21 protein-coding genes, 2 tRNA genes, 2 rRNA genes and 1 riboswitch are annotated in these 25,169 nt (G+C 46.2%); of the genes, 15 read left to right on the top strand and 10 right to left on the bottom strand.

Annotated features, from left to right (window positions below; translation table 11 throughout):
- The 12 genes from CWO13_RS22860 to thiH all read left to right on the top strand — a co-directional run.
- Positions 1–1,432: ribosomal RNA gene (locus CWO13_RS22860) — 23S ribosomal RNA — on the top strand; the annotation flags it as partial.
- A gap of 129 nt (positions 1,433–1,561) precedes the next feature.
- Positions 1,562–1,677: ribosomal RNA gene (gene rrf, locus CWO13_RS22855) — 5S ribosomal RNA — on the top strand.
- A gap of 32 nt (positions 1,678–1,709) precedes the next feature.
- Positions 1,710–1,786 (top strand) — tRNA-Asp (locus CWO13_RS22850).
- A 60-nt stretch (positions 1,787–1,846) separates the two neighbouring features.
- Positions 1,847–1,923 (top strand) — tRNA-Trp (locus CWO13_RS22845).
- A 347-nt stretch (positions 1,924–2,270) separates the two neighbouring features.
- A complete protein-coding gene (locus tag CWO13_RS22840; protein ID WP_108083509.1) occupies positions 2,271–3,653 on the top strand; it encodes a multicopper oxidase family protein in 1,383 nt (460 codons plus the stop codon).
- Between the two features lie 100 nt (positions 3,654–3,753).
- On the top strand, positions 3,754–4,137 hold the full coding sequence (crcB, locus tag CWO13_RS22835; RefSeq protein ID WP_004736665.1) for a fluoride efflux transporter CrcB: 384 nt from the start codon (positions 3,754–3,756) through the stop codon (positions 4,135–4,137).
- Between the two features lie 62 nt (positions 4,138–4,199).
- Positions 4,200–4,298, top strand: a riboswitch (TPP riboswitch).
- A gap of 129 nt (positions 4,299–4,427) precedes the next feature.
- On the top strand, positions 4,428–6,377 hold the full coding sequence (gene thiC, locus CWO13_RS22830; protein ID WP_017062996.1) for a phosphomethylpyrimidine synthase ThiC: 1,950 nt from the start codon (positions 4,428–4,430) through the stop codon (positions 6,375–6,377).
- Positions 6,377–7,669, top strand: a complete 1,293-nt coding sequence (locus tag CWO13_RS22825; RefSeq protein ID WP_108083508.1) for a thiamine phosphate synthase — start codon at positions 6,377–6,379, stop codon at positions 7,667–7,669. Before thiC ends, CWO13_RS22825 begins: the two co-directional genes overlap by 1 nt.
- Entirely contained in the window at positions 7,659–8,438 is a 780-nt protein-coding gene (locus CWO13_RS22820; protein WP_108083507.1) for a HesA/MoeB/ThiF family protein, read from the top strand. Before CWO13_RS22825 ends, CWO13_RS22820 begins: the two co-directional genes overlap by 11 nt.
- Positions 8,435–8,644 (top strand): sulfur carrier protein ThiS, encoded by a 210-nt coding sequence (gene thiS / locus CWO13_RS22815; protein ID WP_008221537.1) that lies wholly within the window; start codon positions 8,435–8,437, stop codon positions 8,642–8,644. The genes CWO13_RS22820 and thiS overlap by 4 nt, the downstream gene beginning before the upstream one ends.
- Before the next feature lie 2 nt (positions 8,645–8,646).
- Positions 8,647–9,411 (top strand): thiazole synthase, encoded by a 765-nt coding sequence (locus CWO13_RS22810; protein WP_108083506.1) that lies wholly within the window; start codon positions 8,647–8,649, stop codon positions 9,409–9,411.
- A 7-nt stretch (positions 9,412–9,418) separates the two neighbouring features.
- A complete protein-coding gene (gene thiH, locus CWO13_RS22805) occupies positions 9,419–10,531 on the top strand; it encodes a 2-iminoacetate synthase ThiH (protein WP_108083505.1) in 1,113 nt (370 codons plus the stop codon).
- Between the two features lie 300 nt (positions 10,532–10,831).
- Here the strand turns inward: thiH and CWO13_RS22800 are convergent, their stop codons facing one another.
- Together CWO13_RS22800 and CWO13_RS22795 are read right to left on the bottom strand one after the other, a co-directional pair.
- Complete coding sequence (locus CWO13_RS22800; RefSeq protein WP_108083504.1) at positions 10,832–12,622, bottom strand: aminopeptidase P family protein; 1,791 nt, start codon at positions 12,620–12,622, stop codon at positions 10,832–10,834.
- Between the two features lie 122 nt (positions 12,623–12,744).
- Complete coding sequence (locus CWO13_RS22795) at positions 12,745–13,686, bottom strand: LysR family transcriptional regulator (RefSeq protein ID WP_012605070.1); 942 nt, start codon at positions 13,684–13,686, stop codon at positions 12,745–12,747.
- Between the two features lie 101 nt (positions 13,687–13,787).
- Between CWO13_RS22795 and CWO13_RS22790 the strand changes: the two genes are divergently transcribed.
- Positions 13,788–14,987 (top strand): multidrug effflux MFS transporter, encoded by a 1,200-nt coding sequence (locus CWO13_RS22790; protein WP_198591316.1) that lies wholly within the window; start codon positions 13,788–13,790, stop codon positions 14,985–14,987.
- Between the two features lie 102 nt (positions 14,988–15,089).
- Complete coding sequence (gene tsrA / locus CWO13_RS22785; RefSeq protein ID WP_009848181.1) at positions 15,090–15,371, top strand: H-NS-like global regulator TsrA; 282 nt, start codon at positions 15,090–15,092, stop codon at positions 15,369–15,371.
- 65 nt (positions 15,372–15,436) lie between these two features.
- On the opposite strand, the gene CWO13_RS22780 is transcribed toward tsrA, so the two are convergent.
- The 4 genes from CWO13_RS22780 to CWO13_RS22765 all read right to left on the bottom strand — a co-directional run bounded on the left by CWO13_RS22780 (position 15,437) and on the right by CWO13_RS22765 (position 17,846).
- Positions 15,437–15,895, bottom strand: coding sequence for a DoxX family protein (locus CWO13_RS22780; protein WP_048661185.1), 459 nt, complete (start codon positions 15,893–15,895; stop codon positions 15,437–15,439).
- Between the two features lies 1 nt (position 15,896).
- Positions 15,897–16,664: an HvfC/BufC N-terminal domain-containing protein gene (locus CWO13_RS22775; protein ID WP_108083502.1), complete on the bottom strand. Its 768-nt coding sequence runs from the start codon at positions 16,662–16,664 to the stop codon at positions 15,897–15,899.
- Complete coding sequence (gene bufB / locus CWO13_RS22770; protein WP_108083501.1) at positions 16,661–17,521, bottom strand: MNIO family bufferin maturase; 861 nt, start codon at positions 17,519–17,521, stop codon at positions 16,661–16,663. Before bufB ends, CWO13_RS22775 begins: the two co-directional genes overlap by 4 nt.
- Before the next feature lie 64 nt (positions 17,522–17,585).
- Positions 17,586–17,846, bottom strand: coding sequence for a BufA1 family periplasmic bufferin-type metallophore (locus CWO13_RS22765; RefSeq protein WP_060983713.1), 261 nt, complete (start codon positions 17,844–17,846; stop codon positions 17,586–17,588).
- Between the two features lie 264 nt (positions 17,847–18,110).
- On the opposite strand from CWO13_RS22765, the gene uvrD reads away from it, so the two are divergent.
- Entirely contained in the window at positions 18,111–20,285 is a 2,175-nt protein-coding gene (gene uvrD / locus CWO13_RS22760; RefSeq protein ID WP_108083500.1) for a DNA helicase II, read from the top strand.
- A 121-nt stretch (positions 20,286–20,406) separates the two neighbouring features.
- Here the strand turns inward: uvrD and tpx are convergent, their stop codons facing one another.
- The 4 genes from tpx to CWO13_RS22735 all read right to left on the bottom strand — a co-directional run bounded on the left by tpx (position 20,407) and on the right by CWO13_RS22735 (position 25,085).
- The gene (tpx, locus tag CWO13_RS22755) at positions 20,407–20,904 is read right to left on the bottom strand and encodes a thiol peroxidase (RefSeq protein ID WP_017065742.1); all 498 of its coding nucleotides are present in this window, start codon (positions 20,902–20,904) and stop codon (positions 20,407–20,409) included.
- A 785-nt stretch (positions 20,905–21,689) separates the two neighbouring features.
- Positions 21,690–23,447: a gamma-glutamyltransferase gene (gene ggt, locus CWO13_RS22745; protein ID WP_108083499.1), complete on the bottom strand. Its 1,758-nt coding sequence runs from the start codon at positions 23,445–23,447 to the stop codon at positions 21,690–21,692.
- Between the two features lie 91 nt (positions 23,448–23,538).
- On the bottom strand, positions 23,539–24,201 hold the full coding sequence (locus tag CWO13_RS22740; RefSeq protein WP_108083498.1) for a LysE family translocator: 663 nt from the start codon (positions 24,199–24,201) through the stop codon (positions 23,539–23,541).
- Between the two features lie 89 nt (positions 24,202–24,290).
- A complete protein-coding gene (locus CWO13_RS22735) occupies positions 24,291–25,085 on the bottom strand; it encodes a helix-turn-helix transcriptional regulator (RefSeq protein ID WP_108083497.1) in 795 nt (264 codons plus the stop codon).
- Positions 25,086–25,169 lie beyond the last annotated feature (84 nt).

The raw sequence follows: 25,169 nt of genomic DNA, 5'->3' as shown, positions 1-25,169 counted from the left end.
AGGCGGGTGGTTTAGGTAAATCCGGACCGCTACTAACGCTGAGATACGATGTCGAGCTACTACGGTAGTGAAGTCATTGATGCCATGCTTCCAGGAAAAGCCTCTAAGCTTCAGATTGTAAGGAATCGTACCCCAAACCGACACAGGTGGTCGGGTAGAGAATACCAAGGCGCTTGAGAGAACTCGGGTGAAGGAACTAGGCAAAATGGTACCGTAACTTCGGGAGAAGGTACGCTCTTATCAGTGAAGTCCCTTGCGGATGGAGCAGACGAGAGTCGCAGATACCAGGTGGCTGCAACTGTTTATTAAAAACACAGCACTGTGCAAAATCGTAAGATGACGTATACGGTGTGACGCCTGCCCGGTGCCGGAAGGTTAATTGATGGGGTTAGACTTCGGTCGAAGCTCTTGATCGAAGCCCCGGTAAACGGCGGCCGTAACTATAACGGTCCTAAGGTAGCGAAATTCCTTGTCGGGTAAGTTCCGACCTGCACGAATGGCGTAATGATGGCCACGCTGTCTCCACCCGAGACTCAGTGAAATTGAAATCGCTGTGAAGATGCAGTGTACCCGCGGCTAGACGGAAAGACCCCGTGAACCTTTACTACAGCTTGGCACTGAACATTGAACCTACATGTGTAGGATAGGTGGGAGACTTTGAAACCGCGTCGCTAGATGTGGTGGAGTCGTCCTTGAAATACCACCCTTGTAGTTTTGATGTTCTAACGTTGGTCCCTGAATCGGGATTACGGACAGTGCCTGGTGGGTAGTTTGACTGGGGCGGTCTCCTCCCAAAGAGTAACGGAGGAGCACGAAGGTGGGCTAAACACGGTTGGACATCGTGTGGTTAGTGCAATGGCATAAGCCCGCTTGACTGCGAGAATGACAATTCGAGCAGGTGCGAAAGCAGGTCATAGTGATCCGGTGGTTCTGAATGGAAGGGCCATCGCTCAACGGATAAAAGGTACTCCGGGGATAACAGGCTGATACCGCCCAAGAGTTCATATCGACGGCGGTGTTTGGCACCTCGATGTCGGCTCATCACATCCTGGGGCTGAAGTCGGTCCCAAGGGTATGGCTGTTCGCCATTTAAAGTGGTACGCGAGCTGGGTTTAGAACGTCGTGAGACAGTTCGGTCCCTATCTGCCGTGGGCGTTGGAAAATTGAAAGGGGCTGCTCCTAGTACGAGAGGACCGGAGTGGACGAACCTCTGGTGTTCGGGTTGTCATGCCAATGGCATTGCCCGGTAGCTAAGTTCGGAATCGATAACCGCTGAAAGCATCTAAGCGGGAAGCGAGCCTTGAGATGAGTTTTCCCTGACGCTTTAAGCGTCCTAAAGGGTTGTCGTAGACTACGACGTTGATAGGCAGGGTGTGTAAGTGCTGCGAGGCATTGAGCTAACCTGTACTAATTGCCCGTGAGGCTTAACCATACAACACCCAAGGGGTTTTGTGGACTCAAAGAAATACCAAACGCTTGAATGAGTTTGAAGAGAACAAAAACAGCTTTCCAGATTATTTGCCTTCAGTTTTTTAAAAACTGAAAGTAAAAGCAAAATTTGCTTGGCGACCATAGCATTGTGGACCCACCTGATTCCATGCCGAACTCAGAAGTGAAACACAATAGCGCCGATGGTAGTGTGGGGCTTCCCCATGTGAGAGTAGGACATCGCCAGGCTTTAGACGCTCACTTAGTGAGTTGACCACTGCGGAGTGGTAGTTCAGTTGGTTAGAATACCGGCCTGTCACGCCGGGGGTCGCGGGTTCGAGTCCCGTCCACTCCGCCACTTATTCGATAACCTCGCCTAGTGCGAGGTTTTTTCGAATCTGAAGTAGTAAAAAGTTTTAGGGGTGTAGCTCCAATTGGCAGAGCAGCGGATTCCAAATCCGCGTGTTGGGAGTTCGAATCTCTCCACCCCTGCCATATCAAAGCCTCAGCAGAAATGCTGGGGCTTTTTTATATCTGTTGCTTCTACGAAGCAATGTTGTGAGCAGAATCGCCAGCCCGGTCAAATCTCCGGAGTGCCGGCCCAGTCCACCCCTGCCATATTTAAAGCTCCATCAGAAATGCTGGAGCCTTTTTGCTTTCTGTTTGTTCGATTTTTTTTGTCGACAATTCCTATCTTTAACAGAACCTAGCGACTTTTCAGTAAGTGCTTACTTATCTCAGCTTCTTTTATAAACAATCGACAGCACAAACCATACTTCTTTATGAGAATTATTCTCAATATTTTGTTACATTTTGGTCGTTATTACTAAAAGGCAACAAATATGGATATTTCCCGTCGTAAGTTTATTCAATCATCTCTCGCTATATCTGCACTAACCGTCCTACCAGCTTGCTCAATGAAGCGGTCTGTTGATGAGCAAGGAAAGTTCGTTTATGACTTAACAACTGAGCCTTCAACCGCTGAGTTGGTGAAGGGATTTAGTACTAATGTTTTAGCCTTTAATGGACAGACTCCAGCGCCGATTATTCGCTGTCGACAAGGCGAAAAGGTAACGATTCGATTTACCAACAAGCTATTAGAACCGACCACAATTCATTGGCATGGCCTGAGAATTCCGATTGAAATGGACGGGGTTCCTTTCTTAAGTCAGCCTCCGATTATGCCCGGTGAAACGTTTGTCTATGAGTTCACGCCACCAGATGCGGGTACATTCTGGTATCACCCACACATGAACAGTGTTAAGCAACTTGGTATGGGCTTGGTCGGGCTTATTATTGTCGAAGAGAGTGCGGCAGTTCAGTTCGATGAAGAGCATGCTCTGATGCTTAAACATTGGCATATCGACAAACAAGGTCAGTGGAAAGACTTAATGATCCCTCGCCTCAGCGCTCGTATGGGCACGCCGGGAGAGTGGAGTAGCGTTAATGGAGTACATGAACCTATCTATCAATTGAAGCAGCATGCAACGACTAGGCTGCGTATCGCTAATGTTGATAACACGATTACCTATCCTATAGCCATTGAGGGGGCTGAGGCATGGGTCATTGCTATTGATGGTAACCCTGTAAAGACACCTTATAAGCTGACTCAACACAAGATTGGCCCAGGTATGCGTGTCGATCTCGGGCTGATTGCTCCCAAGGCGGGGGAGCGAGTGAGTGTCCTTCAAATGAAAGGGCGTTTTCCTTTTTCCTTGTGTGAGTTTGAGGCTGTTGATTCAACGTTAATCGAAGGCCAAACACTTCCTTTATTGCCCCTCAATCCTGTGCCTAACTTAAACCTCGCTAATGCAGAAGAAATCGATTTTGTGTTTGAGTGGGAAGGGGCGGTATCACCGGTATCTAAAGATGGGAAGTCGATGCCTAAGTTTTGGCTTACGAATAAACGTGCGTGGGAGGGAATGAGTAAAGACAGTGTTCCAGACCCGTTGGCGACTTTGGAGTTAGGTAAAACTTATATATTCGACCTCAAGAACGTCACTCAGTACCATCACCCAATTCATATTCATGGTCATACATTCACTGTATTGGAACTTGATGGTAAAAAAATAGAAGAGCCCTTCCATACCGATACTGTGTTACTTGGAAAAAACGGCCGTGCTAAAGCTGCATTTGTTGCCGACAACCCTGGCCGCTGGATGTATCACTGTCATGTTATCGAACACATGAAAACGGGTTTGATGGGATATATTGAAGTTAAGTGACACCTGTAACGTTTAATATTTGCGCATGCATTCTTAGTTTCTACCCTCGCTTTTATCGGCGTTAAAGCTAGAATATAGGGATTATTGTTTGGGAGGATTCATGGGTCAGTTATCTATTCTAGGTTTTATTGCCATCGGTGGCGCGTTTGGTGCTTGTTCACGTTACTTGATTTCAGAGTTATGCGTTGTAATGTTAGGGCGTGGTTTTCCTTACGGTACGCTGACTGTTAACGTAATTGGCTCTTTGATTATGGGATTGCTCATCGCCGCGTTTGAAAATGAGATGGTCGCGACGGAGCCATGGAGACAAATTATTGGTCTTGGTTTCCTTGGAGCCCTGACAACATTTTCTACGTTTTCGATGGATAACGTGCTTCTTATGCAGCAGGGCGCGTTCTTCAAGATGGGACTCAATGTACTGCTCAATGTGGTTCTCAGTATTTCAGCCGCATGGATCGGCTTCCAACTTTTGATAAAGTCTTAAAACTTTCTTACGATTTGTTAACAACTCGGCTTGGTTTATCCAAGCCGTTTTTATATACTCGATCGTACTTGTCGGAGTGCCATATGGCTGAGACCGTTAACTCGGGATCCGTTGAACCTGATCAGGCTAATACCTGCGAAGGGAACAAGAGTAGATATCTAACTAGAATCCTTCTAGAGATCTATCTCCAGATCACAACTGTATTTCTTACCGTGATCCCTCTTGTAGCATCTTATCCGTCAAGCATTTTTATCCCTATAAATAATGGCTAAAAGCCAAGGAAAAATGCTATGTCGAGTCGTAAACAAGCAAGACTGGAAGCGAAGAATTTCATTGATTCTTTATCCGTACAACCTTATCCAAATTCAAAAAAAGCTTACATCCAAGGATCTCGAGAGGACATTCAAGTCCCTGTACGAGAAATTTCACTCGCAGATAGCCTTGTTGGTGGTACCAAAAAAGAGCCTGTATTCGAACCTAATGAGCCTATTCATGTCTACGACACCTCCGGTGTTTATACCGATCCTACGCATGAAATAGACCTTTATAGCGGCCTTCCTAAGTTGCGAGAGCAATGGATTGAAGAGCGTGGTGATACGGAATTGCTTGATGATGTAAGCTCTGTTTACACCAAAGAACGTTTAGAAGATGAAACCCTAGACGACCTTCGTTACGGAAACCTGCCTCGAATTCGTCGCGCGACTGGCGACCAATGTGTTACTCAGCTGCACTATGCTCGTCAGGGTATTATCACACCTGAAATGGAGTACATTGCCATACGTGAGAACATGGGACGTCAGAAGTTCGCTGATGAGCAGCTTAACCATCAACACCCTGGCCATAACTTTGGTGCAAACCTGCCGAAAGAAATCACTCCTGAGTTCGTGCGTAAAGAGGTTGCTGAAGGTCGAGCTATTATCCCTTCAAACATCAACCACCCAGAATCAGAACCGATGATTATTGGTCGAAACTTCTTAGTGAAGGTGAACGCTAATATCGGTAACTCTTCAGTAAGCTCTTCGATTGAAGAAGAAGTTGAGAAGCTAGTCTGGTCGACTCGCTGGGGTGGCGATACCGTGATGGACCTTTCCACCGGCCGTAATATCCACGAGACTCGCGAATGGATCCTACGTAATAGCCCTGTACCAATTGGTACGGTTCCTATGTATCAGGCGCTTGAAAAAGTGAATGGCGTTGCGGAAGACCTTAACTGGGAAGTAATGCGTGATACCTTGATTGAACAAGCAGAGCAGGGTGTTGATTACTTCACTATCCACGCCGGTTTACTTCTTCGTTATGTACCGATGACGGCTAAACGTGTGACTGGCATTGTCTCCCGTGGTGGCTCTATTATCGCAAAATGGTGTCTTGCACATCACCAAGAAAGCTTCCTATATACCCATTTCCGCGAGATCTGTGAGATCTGTGCGAAGTACGATGTGGCTCTGTCACTAGGTGATGGCCTGCGTCCAGGCTCTATTGCAGATGCCAATGATGAGGCTCAGTTCTCGGAGTTACGTACTCTAGGTGAGTTAACTAAAGTAGCTTGGGAATACGACGTTCAGGTGATCATCGAAGGCCCTGGACATGTACCTATGCATCTTATCAAAGAGAACATGGACGAGCAGTTGGAGCACTGTCATGAAGCGCCTTTCTATACATTAGGCCCGCTGACTACAGATATCGCACCGGGTTATGACCACATTACCTCTGGAATTGGCGCGGCGATGATTGGTTGGTACGGTTGTGCGATGCTTTGCTATGTCACACCTAAAGAGCATTTAGGTTTACCAAACAAAGAAGATGTGAAGACCGGCTTAATCACTTACAAGCTGGCAGCACATGCTGCGGATTTGGCAAAAGGACACCCAGGCGCTCAAATCCGAGATAATGCATTATCTAAAGCACGTTTTGAATTCCGTTGGGAAGACCAATTTAATCTAGCTTTAGACCCTGAAACAGCCCGTTCTTTCCATGATGAAACTCTGCCACAAGAATCCGGTAAGGTTGCTCACTTCTGCTCAATGTGTGGACCTAAATTCTGCTCGATGAAGATCTCTCAGGAAGTCCGAGAGTATGCGAAAGATACAGAACAAGTAGCCGCGGATCAGGCTATTGAGATTAAGATGCTAGATAACCCGTTGGAAGGGATGCGTCAGAAATCACAAGAGTTCCGTGATACTGGGTCTGAACTTTACCACCCTGCAGTAGGTGCAAAAGAAGCTCAATTAGAGGAATAATGACAGTGAAGATACTCATCCCATCTCAAAATATTGAGTTAACGGGAGAGGTGCAGAACTGTCTATTGGCTGCTAAGCGACAAGGCTTGGCAACCGATGCAGTTGAGTTGGGTGTAAGCCCAACTCAATACTTCTCTATCGTTGACACTCAGCAGGCGTTATCTATTGGCTTTGCTCATGATGTTGATTCATTGGCTGAGTGTCAGTTAGCGGAACTGAACCATGTTGTTGATTACAGTAATTCAGTCGCGCTAACTGACGTTTGTGATGCCTTTATACAAACTCCGAATACCACCTATGTCGGTGTCTCAGATGATTCAACTATACTGGATATCTGGTCACACCGAGATGCTAATCGTGCTATCAAGAGTGAAACTACAGCTCATCAGGAATTAGATAATCGCGGCCACTTTGCTTGGTTACTTACTTTGTTGGCTCTGGAATTCCCATTAGAGGACGCATTGGTTTTAGCTCGCGCATCGTCCAATGTTTCACGTGGAACATGGCCAGCACATTACCAAAACTTTCCAATTCCAGTATTGGAAGATGAGCGACTGGATATTAGTGTTGGTTGGGCCCACCAAGGAACATCACTTTCGTTCCCTGAATTGAGCAAGAGTAGCCTAGGGCTATACCCTGTGGTTGATGATGTTGAGTGGATCGAAAGGTTGCTCAAGCTTGGAATTAACACTGTTCAACTACGTATTAAGAACCCTCAACAAGCCGATTTAGAGCAACAAGTCGCACGATCGATCGAACTTGGTCGAGAACATAACGCTCAGGTTTTTATTAACGATTACTGGCAGCTTGCACTCAAGCATGGTGCTTTTGGTGTGCACCTGGGACAAGAGGATATTGAAGAATCAAACCTTTCCCAACTGAGCCAAGCGGGTATTAAGATCGGTCTATCGACTCATGGTTATTATGAGTTGCTACGCATCGTCCAGATTAATCCAAGCTACATTGCACTAGGTCATATATTTCCGACCACGACGAAACAGATGCCATCAAAGCCTCAAGGCTTGGTGCGTTTATCTCTGTACCAACAGCTAATTGATACTATCCCATACACAGAAGAACTTACCGGTTATCCGACGGTTGCTATTGGAGGTATTGACCAATCGACAGCTGCGCAGGTTTGGGAGTGTGGTGTATCGAGCTTAGCGGTTGTACGTGCGATTACATTAGCGACAGACCCACAAAAAGTGATCGAATTCTTCGATAAGCTGATGGCTCCTAGGTCTTCAATGACTAGTAAAGAGGTTATGCGGGAGCCTAGCTATGCTGAGTGACTTTGAGTTCATCCGTTACCAACGACAAATTGCATTACCTGAGGTTGGTGAGCAAGGGCAACGAAACCTGTTAAACAGTCATGTGTTGGTGATTGGTTGTGGTGGTTTAGGTAATGCGGCTGCTCTTTATCTTGCAGCGTCTGGTGTTGGAAGAATCGTGTTGGTCGATGACGATTCTGTTGATTCGTCCAACCTGCAGAGACAGGTAGCGTTCAAGGAAAGCCAATTAGGTTCACTTAAGGTCGAAGCACTTAAACAACAACTGAATGAGCTCAATGGTCGAAGCCAAGTAAGAACCATCAATCAACGAATGAGTGAAAGCCAACTTGAATTAGAAGTAATGTTGGCTGATCTCGTATTGGATTGTACTGACAACTTCGCGTCACGCCAGCAGGTTAACCGAGCTTGTTTCAAAGCTAATACACCTTTGATATCGGGTTCTGCAATCGGCTGGAAAGGTCAGTTTATTGTCTTTGATTATCAGAACCAGAAAGGGTGCTACCACTGCCTTTTCCCGTTTGAGCACCATCCACAAACAACGCGTTGTAGTGATAGCGGAATCATCGGCCCAGTCGTTGGTACCATAGGCAACCTCCAAGCACTTGCTGCGATTCAGCGTATTAGTACTGGCGAGTTCCAAGTTAAAACACATCAACTCAAACTGTTCGATGGCCAGACGATGAACTGGCAAAACTTAAGTGTCACTCAAGATAGTGAATGTCCAGTGTGCAATGCGTCAGTGACCAATAATTTAGAAGAAGCACTATGAGCAACATAACTATTTCAATAAACGAGCAACCAGAGCAGGTCGCGCAATCATCTTCTCTTGCAGATATTATTCATTCGCTTTCGCTACCGGATTTAGGGTGTGTATTTGCTATCAATAATGCGGTTGTACCGCGCAGCCAATGGCAACAAACCATCGTCAACGAAGGCGATTCCATCTCTCTTTTCCAAGCTATTGCAGGGGGCTAACCATGTTAACCATCGCAGATAAAACGTTTCAATCACGTCTGTTCACTGGAACCGGCAAGTTCGCAAACAAGCATTTGATGGCGAGTGTTATCGAAGTATCAGGTTCTCAGCTAGCAACTATGGCACTAAAGAGAGTTGATATTCGCTCTGAACAAGATGATATTTTACAGCCAATTATTGATGCTGGCGTTAATCTACTTCCGAATACCTCTGGCGCGAAGAACGCGAAGGATGCGATTTTTGCCGCACACTTGGCTCGTGAAGCACTAGGTACCAACTGGCTAAAACTTGAGATTCACCCGGATCCAAAGTACTTAATGCCAGACCCAATCGAGACACTTAACGCTGCTGAGCAGTTGGTGAAAGATGGCTTCGTTGTGTTGCCTTATTGCCATGCCGACCCTGTATTGTGTAAGCGCTTAGAAGAGGTTGGTTGTGCTGCGGTGATGCCACTCGGTGCACCGATTGGTTCTAATAAGGGAATCGCGTCAGCCGACTTCCTAGAGATCATTATCGACCAAGCTAATGTTCCTGTGATTGTTGATGCTGGCATTGGTGCTCCTTCACACGCGGCGCGTGCAATGGAAATGGGTGCTGACGCTGTGTTAGTGAATACGGCGATAGCTGCTTCTAAACAGCCAGTTGAAATGGCGATTGCTTTCAAGTTGGCAGTTGAAGCGGGTCGTATGGCTTACCTTGCTGGTCTCGCTGGTCAGGTATCTCACGCGGTTGCTTCCAGCCCGCTAACCTCATTCCTAGACGAGTAGTATTGCCATGACGTTTGTTGATCGATTTAAACAGCTCAACTGGGATGACATTGGTATGTCCATCTTCAGTAAAACGGCGGCGGATGTTGAACGTGCTCTGAGTAAACCTAAACGTGACTTAGAAGATTTTAAGGCTTTGATCTCTCCAGCGGCAGAACCTTACTTAGAGCAGATGGCACAACAATCGTTGGCGCTAACGCGTAAACGGTTCGGTAATACGATGTCGCTATATATTCCTTTGTACCTATCTAACTTGTGCGCGAATGCGTGTACCTATTGTGGTTTCTCGATGGAGAACCGCATCAAGCGTCGCACATTAACTTTGGATGAAATTGATGCCGAGAGCGCGGCCATCAAAAAGATGAAATTCGATAGTGTATTGTTGGTGACCGGTGAGCACGAAACCAAGGTTGGGATGAAATACTTCCGCGAGGTGCTGCCGAATATCAAAGCGCAATTTAACTACCTTGCGATGGAAGTGCAGCCGCTTGATCAAGACGACTACGCGGAGCTCAAAACGCTTGGCTTAGATGCTGTGATGGTTTACCAAGAAACCTATAGCCCAAGTACCTATGCTGAACACCACTTACGTGGCAATAAAATGGATTTTGAATACCGGCTCGAAACGCCTGATCGTCTGGCAAAAGCGGGTATTGATAAGATAGGGATTGGTGCTTTGATTGGTTTGGAAGATTGGCGAACGGACTGCTTCTTCGTGGCCGCTCACTTGGATTACTTAGAGCGAACTTACTGGCAAACGCGTTACTCGATTTCATTCCCACGCCTTCGTCCGTGCGAGGGTGGTTTGCAGCCTAAGTCTGTTATGAGTGATAAGCAGTTGGTGCAACTTATCTGTGCTTATCGACTATTAAACCCTGAGGTGGAGTTGTCTCTTTCGACTCGTGAGTCTGCAACGTTCCGCGATAACGTGTTGCCATTAGGTATCACTAGCATGTCTGCCGCATCAAAAACTCAACCGGGCGGTTATGCTTCGAGTGAGGAAGAGCTTGAGCAGTTTGAGATAAGTGATGAACGAAGTGCGGCTGATGTTGAGGCTATGATTCGTCAAAGAGGCTTCGACCCGGTATGGCGAGATTGGCATAGCGCTTACTCAGGCTAACTAATACCAATCTAAATAAGTATCTGGACATTCTTGCTAGTTAAAATCGCTGATAGCATCGTTATAGATTTTGTAGGTAGGCCAACTAGCTAGCTGCAATCTATGCCTTGCTCTAAGTGATTTTTCCTGCGCAATTATCTGATCACCTACTTATCCAGTTTGGTATAACATCTTGGCTGATGTTCCACGTGAAACATCAATGATGTGAAATCGACAAACAAAAACGGCTACCTAAGGGTAGCCGTATTAATATCAAACTGAGCCAACTAGCTTGGGTTCAGTTACCTACCTAGCAAGTCATTAAGCGTGAGCAAGTGGTGTTGTTGATTGGCGTAGCCATTCCAACGTATCACCTTCAACTAATGGGCTAACATCGTTCCATACTTTCTGGTGGTAATCGTTTAGCCATGCAAGCTCAGGTCGTGTCAGTAGATCGACGTTGATGTTGCACCTATCAATAGGGCAACGTGTTAGCGATTCAAACGTTAGTACTGAGAAGTCACCTTGAGTAGGAAGCTCAACGACCAATTCTAGGTTCTCGATGCGGATACCAAACTCATCAGCACGGTAGTAACCCGGCTCGTTTGATAACACCATACCTTCAACGAGAGGTACGTCGATAAGCTTCTTAGAGATACTTTGCGGACCTTCATGAACACTTAGGAAGTGACCAACACCGTGACCAGTACCGTGGTCATAGTCGAAGCCTTCTGCCCATAAGTGCTGACGCGCTAGGATATCAAGTTGGAAACCACGAGTACCCTGTGGGAAACGCGCACGTGCAATGCCGATGTGACCTTTAAGTGCCAATGTGAACTGCTGGATCATCTCGTCGCTTGGCTGGCCAATCGCGATAGTACGAGTGATGTCGGTTGTACCATCTAAGTACTGACCACCTGAATCGACTAGGTACAGAGTATTCAGTTCTAGCTGACCTGGTTCAGGTTGGTTCTCATGGTTGTAGTGACACATAGCTGCGTTGCCGCCTGCTGCAGAAATGGTGTCAAAACTTAGGTCCATCAGCGTTGGGTCTTGCTCGCGGAACGATTGTACTTTGTCAGCCAATACCGCTTCGTTGTGTAGGTTACCTTGCGCGACTTCAGCATCAATCCACGATAGGAACTTGGCCATCGCAACGCCATCTCGAATGTGACACGCTTTCATGCCCGCAATTTCAGTTGCGTTCTTAGCAGCCTTTGGCATTAAGCATGGGTCTGCTGCTTCAATGATATGAGCGCCAGCGTTTTGTAGAACCAGTGTGTACCAAGCATTGCTTGTGCCTGAATCAACTGACACATTCTTACCTTCTAAAGAGTGAAGACGTGCTTCAAGTTCGGATGGGTGAGAAACACGAATGCCATTACCAACGTGCGCTTCAAAGCCAGCAGGGATACGAGCCGGGTCTAAGAAGAAATCGACACTTTCATCGGCGTGAATGATGGCATTAGACAAGACAACCGGCAGGCGAGACACGTCCAAACCGCGAACGTTGAGTAACCAGCAAATAGAGTCTAGTTCAGTAAGGATAGCGGCATCCGCACCTTTGGCTTTTAGCAGGCCTGCAATTTCAGCACGTTTGCTTTCACTTGATTGACCAACGGCGTCGGTCGCCATTAGGCGAACATCAGATACAACAGGTGTAGGGCGATCAGACCAAAGCTCATCAATCGGGTTTGCTGATAGCGTTGTTAGCTCAACTTTCTCTGCTAGTTTTGCTTGTGCGCCTTTCAACCAAGCGGCGGTGTGCATGCGTGGGTCGAATGCAACCTTACTGCCTTGTGGCAATGAATTGATGATCCAATCTAAAGCCGGTTCTTCAATAAGGTGGCGATACTCAAATAACTCTGCTGGTACCTGCTTACGAACCTGAACGGTGTAGCGACCATCTACAAAAATAGCAGCAGTTTCACGAGTGATAACCGCTGCACCTGCAGAGCCAGTGAAACCTGTTAACCAGTGAAGTCGCTCGTTATGAGCGGGAACGTATTCACCTAGATATTCGTCTTCATGTGGAATGATAACCGCATCTAGGTTGTTTGTTTCAAGCCAAGCTCGAACCGCAGCAACGCGTTCCGCAGTGATATTGTGCATCTGTGTTTATCCTTATTGTTAGGGTCCTTGTTAACACTCACAGTTGATATACATGCGAGGGGACTTATTAGGTCAATAAGCTAGCGCTTTTGTTCGTTTGCTGCAAACGCTGTACGCCATTTTTATCTAAGGTGCAGAGTTTTTTCTTTGATGATATCTCGTAACCAAGTTAAGGCTGGGTCATTTTCTCTATCACGGTGCCAAAACAGAGTGTAAGCCATCGGCGGAAATTCCATTGGTAGAGGGACAACGACTAAGTCGAGCTGTTTGGCAACAAGGTAGGTGAAGTGACTTGGTGCCGTAAACACGAAGTCAGTGTAGGTGCACAAGCTAGCCGCACTATTGAAGTCAGGAACAGAAATAGCGATATCACGTTGGTGACCAAGGTCGGCAAGTTTGTAGTCGAGTAACCAACGGTCGTTACCATCACATCTTACTTGTACATGACGTTGTGCAAGGTAGGTTTCCAGATCCCATTTGCCACTCAGAGCAGGGTGGTTGCGTCTTAGCACACACATCTGTGCATCACGGTAGATCTCTTGTTCGCAAATATCATCTGGCGGCAACATGGTTAAACGTGCATCGTTGATGTCGATGTCTTTACCCGTGAGTCCGATATCGAGTTCACCAAGCTGCAATTTTTTAAAGGTTTGCTCTGTCCAAGCATGGGTGTTGATATTCACCTTAGGGGCTTGTCGAAAGATTGCAGGTAAGAAGTGAGGAAGAATCAACGGGTAGACACTTTCAACCGCTGCAATGTGAAAACTGTGGTCACTGTTGTTGGGAATGAACGTCTCTGGTTGGGTGAGCACATCAAGTTGGTTGATCAGCGTTTCTAATCTAGGTTTGAGAAAGACTGCCTTTGGCGTTGGTCGCAGACCATGAGCACTTCGCGTAAAAAGGGGGTCATTAAATTGCTCACGAAGTTTGGCCAATGACTTACTCACTGCTGACTGGCTAAGGCATAATCGATGCGCAGTGCGAGTAACACTCAGCTCTTCCATCAGTACTTGTAAGCAAACTAATAGATTTAGGTCGAGGCGCGATAGTTTCTCGATATTCATGTGAGTTTCCTATTTGGAATAATGCTAATGAGTATATGCCATTTTTGTTCATATCTTTAGTTGGTTATTATGCACCTAAACTAACTCATCCGGAGAATCTTGTGCCTTCTAACGCGCTTCCAACCCCTAGTAAACTGCAGGTTGCTTTATTGGCAATGCTGGTTCTATTTAGCCCTTTGGCTATTGATATCTACCTACCAGCTCTGCCACAAATTTCGACAGCGTTTCACGTGGAACATGCACTAGCACAAGATACGATTACTTGGTTTTTATTTGCCATGGGTGTCGGCCAACTGTTTGCTGGCCCTTTGGCTGATAAGTTAGGACGTCGAACCGTTGCATTGGGAGGTGTTAGTATCTATGCATTGAGTGCTTGCTTGGCGTGGGCAGCTCAATCGATTGATATGATGCTAATAGCTCGGCTGCTACAAGGCTTAGGAGCTTGTGCGACTTCTGTAGCAGCCTTTGCAACGGTTCGCGATCTATTTGGCCCAGAGAAGAGTGGCCGAATGATCAGTTACCTCAATGGTGCGATCTGTTTTATCCCTGCATTGGCACCAATTCTTGGCGCTTGGTTAACGCATCAATTTGGCTGGCGCTCGAACTTCAGCTTTATGGCTGGCTTCGCGGTAGTCGTTGGCAGTATCTTATTCTTCCAAATGAAAGAGTCTAACCCGGCGACAGAGAAGGTTGCTGTGTTCAAACTAGAGCGTTACTGGTCAGTGCTGAAAACACCATCATTCATCTTCCATGCGACATTGTGCTTGATGGCGATGGCAGTAATCCTTGCTTACGTTACCTCTGCACCGGTTGTGTTGATGGAGAACCTAGGTTTGACGATGAACGAGTTTACCTTCTGGTTTGGTATTAATGCGGTTATCAACATCACGGCTGCATTCACTGCACCGAAGTTCATGGACCGTTTTGGTACTTATAAAGCACTGGTTGTTGGTATTTCAACGCTGGGCTTAGCGGGTGTGATTATGTTGGTGCTTGCTGAACACGCGACTCCAATCGCGTTCATGCTACCGATCTTCTTATCGTCGGTTGGCTTTGCTTGGATTCTTGGTGCTGCGGCGGGTAAAGCTCTGGAACCTTTCGGTGACCGTGCGGGCACCGCAGCTGCGTTACTAGGCTTGTTCCAAATGAGTGGTTCAGGACTTCTTGTGGGTACCATGCAACGTCTTGATTTAACGTCGCAAGTGATGATCGCGTTGCAAATGTTCCTGATTGTTCCTGCATTACTAGTGCTTGCGAGCAAGGCGGGTAAGTCTTGGCACGCAACGTTTGCTAAGGCATAAGTTACAAGGGTGACAAAATATACAAATGGCGGTTTGCGAAACGTTAAAACATGGTATATTTGTCACTCATTGAAACGTTAGTCCCCAACGGAAAATACTGTAATGTCATTAACAACCTACGAAATGGCGCGCGTCTTAGAACAAATGGAAGATGCACCTGAAAAGGTCATGTTTGGTAAACTGCTTAAAGAGCTAGGCAACCAAAGTGAAGAGCGTATTCGCAGTGCGGCAAAACAAGTTCCAATCGATACTTTGCGAGATATCATTTACCAATTTCAGCGAGTGGTAGAGTCTCGTAAGGGAGAGCAGGTTCAGCTACTCGCAAAAGAGCTAGCCGAGCAAGGTATCTCTGCTGAAGAGCTACAAGCTTTTCTAAATAAATAAGCTGACGCCAGTTAAAAAAACCACTCAATTGAGTGGTTTTTTGCGTTTTGAATCTGCGGCGAAGACTAGTTGCTAAATTGTTTCTTCAAGATTCTATCAAGTGAAAATGGTCCGGCTCCCCATACCACAACGATAAGAATCATTAATCCCCACAACTGATGATCATAGAAACCTTGTTCCCACAGCACCGGGTAAGACACGACAGCTATGATGTTGAACACGAACAGCACTGCGGCCATCGGTCGTGTTAATAAACCGAGTGCTAAAAACACTGGCAGAATTAACTCAGCGGCAGTACCCATGTAAGCTGCTAATTCCCAAGGTAGCAGTGGTACTTGGTATTCCAACTCAAACAAGTAAAGAGTGCTATCCCAAGTTGCTATTTTGGTTAACCCAGAATTAAAGAAGACCCACGCCACCCATAGGCGGCAAAACAGAAGTAGGACAGGAACAAAAAGTGCCTGTGATTTCTCAATCAAATTGTCGTATTGAGCCATCATGTTCGTGACTGTGTTGTTATCCATATTATGTCTCCAATTCGGCATCGATTGAAAAACCTGAGATGACGTTAAGCGCCATGACAGTATTCAGGTGTTGTAGTAGTGAAGGGGCAATCTCAGCGAGCGTTTGACCCGATTGCAATTCAGTTAATAGTTGGTGGCATTCTTCTGTCAAACAATGACTCTCAACCTGTGAATTCTCGGCTCGGATTAACACCCCAAATTCAGGTTGGTTGATGTCTAACCCGTCGAGTTGTTGCTGATAGATAGCTTGCTCAAGCGCGATAATCGTGTAACTAGAGCTAATTAGCGTTATTGAATTTTTGAGGTGAAAGACTAAAGCGCTTTGTTGCTCTGGTGGCACATCGGCTAAACAAGAAAGAGGACGTTGGTCGACATGTGATTCTGAAGCGCACCTCATCAGGTTATCTTTCTGCCATTCATACAACGCCACTTCACCGAGATAAAGTGCAGCCTCAATAACGGCAGGAAAGGCTTGGATAGTTTGTGCAAAGTGTTCACCGTAACCACTGACATCACCAGAGGTCGATGGATAACTTAAGACATGTTGACGAGCCATCTGTTGGAAGCATTCCTCTCCAACCAACATTTCAGTGAGTGGGTAGGTTGCTGCCAAAACTTCGCTCAAGCTGATCACAAAGTTATTGCGGTAAATCTGGATTCGCTGTTCATCGGTAAAATGGTCGCTCACTATGTCGCAGTGCTCACCATTGTTTTGATAGCGCAGGGCGTTAGCAAACTCCAATTGAACATCTGCTAGGGAGTGGCTCATGATGCGCGACTCCTTTGGTTGAACTTGTCGTGTTGATACAAGATGTCACTGGCTTTGGTTGCTTCAGCCAATAAAACTTGTGGCTCTGGGATATCGAGATCCCATTCAATCAAGGTATGGCGTGAACCATGTTGTGCTATCCAGTCAGTATAGAGTTTCCACACTTCGTCACAGACAGGTTTACTGTGTGTGTCTATCCAGATCTCACCTTGTTCAAGTTTCTTTTTGGTAAAACCGGCCAAGTGAATCTCTTCCACTTTGTCTGCAGGTATTCCGCTTAAGTACTCTTCACAACTAAAGCCATGATTAAAAGATGAGACGAAAATATTATTGAAATCGAGCAGTAGGCGACACTCGGTGCGCTTTTGTACCTCAGCCAAGAATTCCCACTCTGGGATAGTTGAATGCTTAAAGGCTAGGTAACTCGATGGATTCTCAATCAACATTGGGCGTTGCAAGCTGTCTTGAACCTCGATGACATTGCGACAGAATACTTCTAATGCTTCTTCTGTGTAAGGCAGCGGCAGCAAGTCGTTGAAGTAATGGCCACCAGTCTGACTCCAGCTGAGATGATCAGAAATCAAGAAAGGCTCGATATCATCAATGAGCTCTTTTAATTGCACCAGATGATTTTGATTGATGCGCTCAACAGAACCGAGAGACAATCCAACACCGTGACAACTTATATTGTGGGCACTACGAATTTCTCTGAGTTGTTGACGTTGCGGTGATTGAGCTAAGAAGTAGTTCTCGCTGTGAACTTCTAACCAACTTATTAAGGTTGGATTTTGGCTAAAGAAGTCCAAGTGTGGTGTTCTAAGGCCAACCCCTGCGTTGGGGTGAAGAGTTTGAGTCACAACGATTCTCCTAACAAGAAGTGGAGGTGAGCTGTATGTCAGCCCACCATACTAAGCTGCTCAATTAAGAAGATTGAGTGCTACCACCTGATAATTTGCCACATAGCCCTTTAGGTACGACCACGAATGCATCGGATTGGTTGTCTTCTTTTGCTGTACCCGCACATGAGCTTGTTTTGGTTGCACAATCATTTTGGCCAGCTTTTGCCACGCCGTAGCATTTTTCTTTTGCTGCTGCTTCCGCAGGTGCTGATGTAAGAACTGCACCGCCGAACGCTAGTACACTTGTGATTGCAGCTGTAACAGCAAGATTAGAATTTTTCATAGTCATTCCCTCTAGGACTTAATAGTATTTTCACATCGCAGGTTAATGGCTTGTTAACTTGCTTACTAAAAAGGATAGGAACAACCAGGAAATAATTTCACGACATTATAAGAAATATCAATATTAATGATGAGTTGCCTTTTAACTTATTGATTTTATGATGTTAATTTTTGATTATTTTTTCTTCTTATTATCCTAAACGCAGCCTAGTGTTTAGGTTATAATCGACTTTTATGTATAAATACCCAGTAGTGAGCATATCCAATGATAGATCCTTCGCTTTTACTCGATGGCCTAAACGACAAACAACGTGAGGCGGTCGCAGCACCTTTAGAAAACCTACTTATTCTGGCAGGTGCTGGCAGTGGTAAAACGCGAGTGTTGGTGCATCGTATCGCTTGGTTACAAAGCGTAGAGCAAGCATCATCGTTCTCTATCATGTCAGTTACTTTCACCAACAAAGCGGCAGCAGAGATGCGTGGTCGTATTGAAGAGTTGATGATGGGTAGCTCGTCGGGCATGTGGAACGGCACCTTCCACGGTATCTGTCACCGCATTCTTCGTGCTCACTACCTAGATGCAAAACTGCCAGAAGATTTCCAGATCATTGATTCAGATGATCAGATTCGTTTGCTGCGTCGCTTAATCAAGGCGCAAAACCTTGATGAAAAGCAGTGGCCTGCCAAGCAAGCTTCTTGGTGGATCAATGGCAAGAAAGACGAAGGGCTGCGCCCAAGTCACATTGACGCCTACCATGATCCAATAACTCAAACGTGGTTAAAGATTTACTCTGCTTACCAAGAGGCATGTGATCGTGCTGGCTTGGTCGACTTTGCTGAAATCTTGTTGCGATCGCATGAGCTATTGCGCGATAAGAAACACATCCGCGAGCACTACCAAGCTCGCTTTAAGCACATTCTTGTCGACGAATTCCAAGATACCAACAACATTCAATACGCTTGGCTTCGCATGATGGCAGGCCCGGATTGTCGCGTGATGATTGTGGGTGATGATGACCAGTCTATCTATGGCTGGCGTGGTGCTAAAATTGAAAATATTCAGAAGTTCTTGGATGAATTTCCAGGCGCTTCAACGGTTCGACTTGAACAAAACTACCGTTCAACCAAAACCATTCTTCAGGCGTCGAATGAGCTTATCTCAAACAACACCGAGCGTATGGGTAAAGAGCTGTGGACTGATGGCAACGATGGCGAGCCAATCTCTGTTTACTCTGCTTATAACGAGTTAGATGAAGCGCGTTTCACGGTTAGCAAAATCAAAGAGTGGCAGGAGAAAGGCGGTGCGTTAGAAGATACGGCAATGCTATATCGTAACAACGCACAATCGCGTGTTCTTGAAGAAGCTTTGATCCAAGCTGGTCTACCTTATCGAATTTACGGCGGCATGCGATTCTTCGAGCGTCAAGAAATTAGAGACGCCTTGAGCTACATGCGCCTAATGAGCAATCGCGGTAATGATGCGGCGTTTGAGCGTGTGGTAAACACGCCAACGCGTGGCTTGGGTGATAAAACGTTAGAAACGATTCGTCTTGCAGCGCGTGATCGTGGTGCAACCATGTGGGAAGCAAGTGTTGCTTTGATAGAAGAGCAAGTGCTACCCGGTCGTGCTGCGGGTGCATTGAGCCGCTTTATCGAGCTGATTAATGCGCTTGAAGATGACACTTTAGAACTGAGTCTACATGAACAAACTGACCACGTGATCAAATCGTCGGGTCTGTTTGCGATGTACGAGCAAGAGAAAGGCGAGAAGTCGAAGGCACGTATTGAGAACTTGGAAGAATTAGTAACGGCAACGCGTCAGTTTGAAAAACCGGAAGAAGCGGATGAGATGAGCATGCTGACGGCGTTCTTAACGCACGCAGCGTTAGAGGCAGGTGAAGGTCAGGCTGATGAGTTTGATGACGCGGTTCAGCTCATGACTCTGCACAGTGCCAAAGGCCTAGAGTTCCCTATGGTATTCATGGTGGGTGTCGAAGAAGGCATGTTCCCAAGCCAGATGTCTGCGGAAGAAGCAGGGCGTTTAGAAGAAGAGCGTCGCCTGTGTTACGTGGGCATGACTCGTGCGATGGAGAAGCTGTACATCACTTACGCAGAGATGCGCCGTTTGTACGGTCAGGACAAGTACCACAAACCATCACGTTTTATTCGTGAGCTACCAGAAACCTGTCTGGATGAAGTGCGTATGAAAGCGCAAGTCAGTCGCCCTGCAAGCAGTGGTCGCTTTAGTCAAACCGCTGTGAAAGAGAACTTCAATGAAACTGGTTTTAGCTTGGGTTCTCGCGTGAAGCACCCTAAGTTTGGCGAAGGCACTATCATCAACTTCGAAGGAAGTGGCCCACAGAGTCGAGTTCAAGTGGCGTTTAACGGTGAAGGGATTAAGTGGTTAGTAACGGCTTACGCGCGTTTAGAGCAGCTTTAATCTATTACTTCTGCATCTAATAACCGTTCATTATTGAAAACAAAAAGAGCAGCCAATGGCTGCTCTTTTTTATTGCGTATCGCTTTAAGCGATCGCAATACATGACTGACTAGAAGGGAGCTTACAGTGCTGCAAGTGCCGCTTCGTAGTTTGGTTCTTCAGTGATCTCTGCAACCAACTCACTGTGTGTTACCACACCTTTTTCATCAACAACGACAACTGCACGTGTTGTTAGGCTTGCTAGTGGGCCTTCTGCAATCGCTACGCCGTAGTCTGATGCGAATGTAGGAGAACGGAAAGTCGAAGCGTGTTGAACGCCTTCAATGCCTTCTAGTTCGCAGAAGCGACCTGCAGCAAATGGTAGGTCAGCAGAAATACAAACAACAACCGTGTTCTCAAGCTCTGCCGCTTTTGCGTTGAACGTACGTACGCTCGTTGCACAAGTTGCTGTGTCGATGCTTGGGAAGATGTTTAGAACCACTTTCTTGCCTGCAAGAGAAGCAAGAGTCAGTTCAGAAAGATCGCCTGCAGTCAGTGCAAAGCTTGGTGCCTGTTCGCCAGTTTGTGGGAATGTGCCAGTTAGCGGTACAGCAGCGCCTTTGAAGGTAACGTGTGACATGAATTTGTCCTTAATTTAATTATGGTTATGAAACTAGTTGAGCCTAGTAAGACTTACGTTACTCGGAAGTGGTTAAGAAGTGAATGGTTTAAATGTCAGAATTGTAATCAAAGGTCTTTGATTTATTTGTTTTAGGGGAAGAAAAGGTGAGACGACAGATAAAGAAAAACCCCGAGAGCTTGCGCTCATCGGGGTCTATAGTCTTACTCGCAGCAATCCGGCTACTAAGTGTGCTCCATGCATCAAATCCATGATAGTGTGCTGTTATCCTTCAGCGTATTCCTTTCGTCGCCTTCCTAGCGGTGTCCTTGATCTTATCCTGATCTGCCAACAATCCTCGTTAGCGCGCGTCACTTGTTCCTTGAGCGGTGTCCTTTACATCATCCTGATGTTCAGTCCTTTCCTCGTCCAGAGGTGTCCATTGTCTTTCCTTAGTAGCAACCATCCTAGTTACTATTGTGTCCATTCAATGTCCATTTCGCTATCCATGCCGATTATTCATCCTGAGTAATCGAATCTTCATCCTGAAGATAACCAAGTCCTTGGCGTTTCCTGTTCCGTGTCAGCATCCTTCCGACACCATTCATATTACCGATTCCTTATTTATCAGCAATGGTGCATAAGCGAATTTCTATATAATTATTTGAATGATAAATATACGTATTGTTTAATTTCAATTGGTTATGGTTTCTAGGTGACTAATTTCGTCATCAAATATCGATATTTACTCACTGCCTTGTGAGAGATCTCGCACAAGGCCGCGAGTAAAAAGGGAGGATTATTCCCTATTGGCCAATAGCTGCACCTTCACGACGAGGGTCTGCTGCACCTTCTAGACCATCTTTTGTGATGCGAATGGCGTGTAAACCCGAGTTAAGATCGCGAACGTTGACCTCAAATCCCATCTTCTCTAGCTCAGGCTTGAAGTTTTCCGCCGATGTTCCTTTTTCCAAATCTAAGGTGCCGAAACGGTTTAGGAAGTGTGGTTGGTTGATCGCTTGCTGGATATCCATGTCCCACTGGGTATGGGCAATGATCGCTTGCGACACATAACCTATGATACGGCTGCCACCCGGAGAACCAATTGCCATGTAAGGCTTATCGTCTTGCATGATGATGGTCGGTGCCATCGAAGAGCGTGGACGTTTGCCTGGTTCTAATCGGTTCGCGATAGGCTTGCCATCGTTATGAGTCTTGAATGAGAAGTCGGTCAGTTCGTTATTCAGTAGGAAGCCTCTTACCATCAGGCGTGAGCCAAATGCATTCTCAATGGTGGTGGTCATGGATACGACATTGCCATCGCTATCGACAATATTGAAGTGGCTGGTGGACGGCAATTCAATAGATACATCTTGGCTGCGCAGCATGGCATGATCCCACGGTGGGGTACCTGATGGTGCACTGTCTAGTGCCTTTCCAGCAGTAATTAACTGGGCACGTTCCTGCAAATAGTCAGTATTCACTAACCCTTGGGTTGGCATCGGAACGTAATCTTGGTCTGCCATGTACATACCACGGTCTGCAAAGGCTAGACGAGAAGCGTCCGCTAACACTTGCCAAGATCTCGCGTCGTTTGGCCCCCATGATTTAAGATCAAACTGTTCGGTCATCGCTAAGATCTGCCCAACCGTTAATGCACCTGAACTCGGTGGTCCCATTCCGCATATATCGTAACTCTCATACGCGGAACAAACCGGTTCACGTTGCTTAATTGAATACGCATCGAAGTCTTTCTGTGCCAATACGCCAGGATTACCTTTGGCGGTTTGAACTGTATTGATGATGTCAGCGGAAATTTCGCCTTGATAGAAAGCTTTAGCACCATCTTTTGAGATAGCGTTTAACGTTGCCGCGTATTCTGGGTTCTTAAGTAGCGTACCTGCGGTTTTCGGGCTGCCATCGGCATTAAAGAAGTAGGCTTTGGTTGTGGCAAAGCGGCTTAGTCTTTCTTGGTCATTTTCAATCAAGGTGGCTAAACGTGGACTGATGGTAAAACCTTTCTCAGCAAGTTGAGCGATAGGTTTGATTAGGGATGACCATTCTAATTTGCCGTATTTCTGGTGAGTGTCCCACAACAATTGGACTGTACCAGGTGTAGCAACAGAGCGACCACCAACCACGGCATCATAAAACTTAAGCGGTTGACCGTTTCCGTCTTGGAACAGACGTGGTGTTGCATCAAGTGGTGCGGTTTCACGGCCATCGTAGGTCTTGAGTTGCTTGTCCTTGCCATCAAAATAAACAAGGAATGCACCACCGCCAATACCTGACGATTGCGGTTCCACTAAGCCAAGCATCAGTTGCACGGCAACCATGGCGTCAATCGCGTTACCACCACGAGCAAGTACATCGGCTCCCGCTTGGGTCGCCAGTGGGTTAGCCGCAGTGACCATCCAGTCGTTGGATTTAACGAGTTGTTTGGTTTCTAAACCACTACTTTGTTCGGGAGCGACGGAATCGGCAGCTTGATTTGCCCAACTGACGTGAGAGGCAAAAAGTAGGGTAGAAGTGGCGAGGGTTGTTAGTTTTGTTTTCCACTGCATGATCTTCTCCTTTTAATATGCAGAGCTAGATTGGCAGTGGAAAGATAAGATAGCCAGTATGTTGTTAACGAATTGTAATCTTGATTCGAATTTAAGCGATTAAACCAGACAGCGACTGCCAAAGAATACTCAGGCCAATCAGGCTGAATAGCACGCCACATAAGCCATCAATGTATACCGTTGCTTCGCTCAGCTTTTTCTGCAGTGCTTTAGTTGAAAGCATCCAAGCCAGTAGCGAGAACCAGAATAGCGAAAGGCCGAATAGGATAAGCAGAGCAAAGCCTTTACCGGATAGAGACATGTCGGCAGGTACTAGGCTCGACATCAAACTGATGAAAAACACTAACGCCTTTGGATTTAAGATGTTAGTTGCAAACCCTTTCGAAAAGGCCTGACGTTTATTGGTGAGAATCAGATCCTTTGAATCGACAGGATTGGTCTCATCTTCGTGATGAGTAATGATCTGCCAAGTTGCCTTTAGTGCACCAACACCGAGATACAATAAGTAGCTACCGCCAGCTAACTGTATGGTGGCGAAAAGAGTTGGGTGCTGATGAACCAGATAACTGATACCCGTTAAACTCAGAAGCGAATGCAGCAAGATCCCACAAGATAACCCCAGCGCAATGTATAAGCCAGTTTGTCGTCCATGGCGTGTTGCGTTTTGTACCACAAGGGCAAAGTCAGGGCCAGGGCTCATCAAGGCAATAAAGTGGATAGAGGCGAGGGTGACTAATATGGTGACTTCATTCATATCTGTTTCAATAACTGGGTTGTTCTGTTGAGAGTTGTTGAGCGCAGCTTACCGTGATTTCGAATCTCTCAATTGTAAATTATCAACACTTAGTTAATTTTCGACGGAGAAACGCCAAATGCAGTCTTAAATGCCTTTGAGAAATGGGCTTGATCGTAAAAACCGACTTGATGAGCGACCTCGGTGCCGCCAACACCAGACTTAATCAGTCGCATGCCTTGTTCCATACGTAAACGGCTTAGCCAAGCATAAGGGGTAATGCCCATCTTGTTTTTAAAGTGGCGTTGAAACTGTGTGGTGGTGAGATCGCACAATTCAGACAGCTGCTCTAGGCGTACCGGTTGGTCGAGGTTTGCCATCAAATAGTCTTTTAGCGTGTTAACCGACTGAGTACCAAGTTGCACCTGAGTTTTCGATCCAAACTGAGCGTAACGATCAACTATTGTCGAGAATCCTTCGAACGGTAGGCAATCTTGAGCGAGTTGGCTGATGTTTGGATTGATAAGTAGCCCATGAAGGTTGCACAATTGTAAAAAAGTCGCTTGATCGGAGAGGATCAAATCCGAAAAGCCTAAAGCGTGACCATTTCCGCTGTGATCGGCAAGATCGCCCAACCATTGCGGCGAGACAGCAAACACACTCACTTGGTAGCCAGATTCTAGCTTTGAATGGCCATCGTGCAGTTCATCAGGTGGCATCATCACCACTTGCCCAGCGCCAGCGTGGTAGCTCGTCCCTTTATAGACAAACTTTTGCTGACCCTGAGTGATTAGGCCGATATGAAAGTCCAAATGATAGTGGCGCTGAAAGGCAAACTCTTGGTATTGAGCTTGGATCAGGCTGATATCTTGGCTAGGTGTCGAATAGTAGTGGACTTTATCCATGGCATAAAAAAGCTTGGTTAAATTATCATCAATTCAACCAAGCTTATCTTCGTATTCAGCGATTGTCTTGTAAAAAACGATCAG

It is taken from the genome of Vibrio sp. ZF 223 (genome assembly GCF_003050585.1).
In the GTDB taxonomy this organism is placed as follows: domain Bacteria; phylum Pseudomonadota; class Gammaproteobacteria; order Enterobacterales; family Vibrionaceae; genus Vibrio; species Vibrio crassostreae.
Note: the sequence above shows the minus strand (reverse complement) of the source record. Positions and strands in the feature narration are given on the sequence as shown.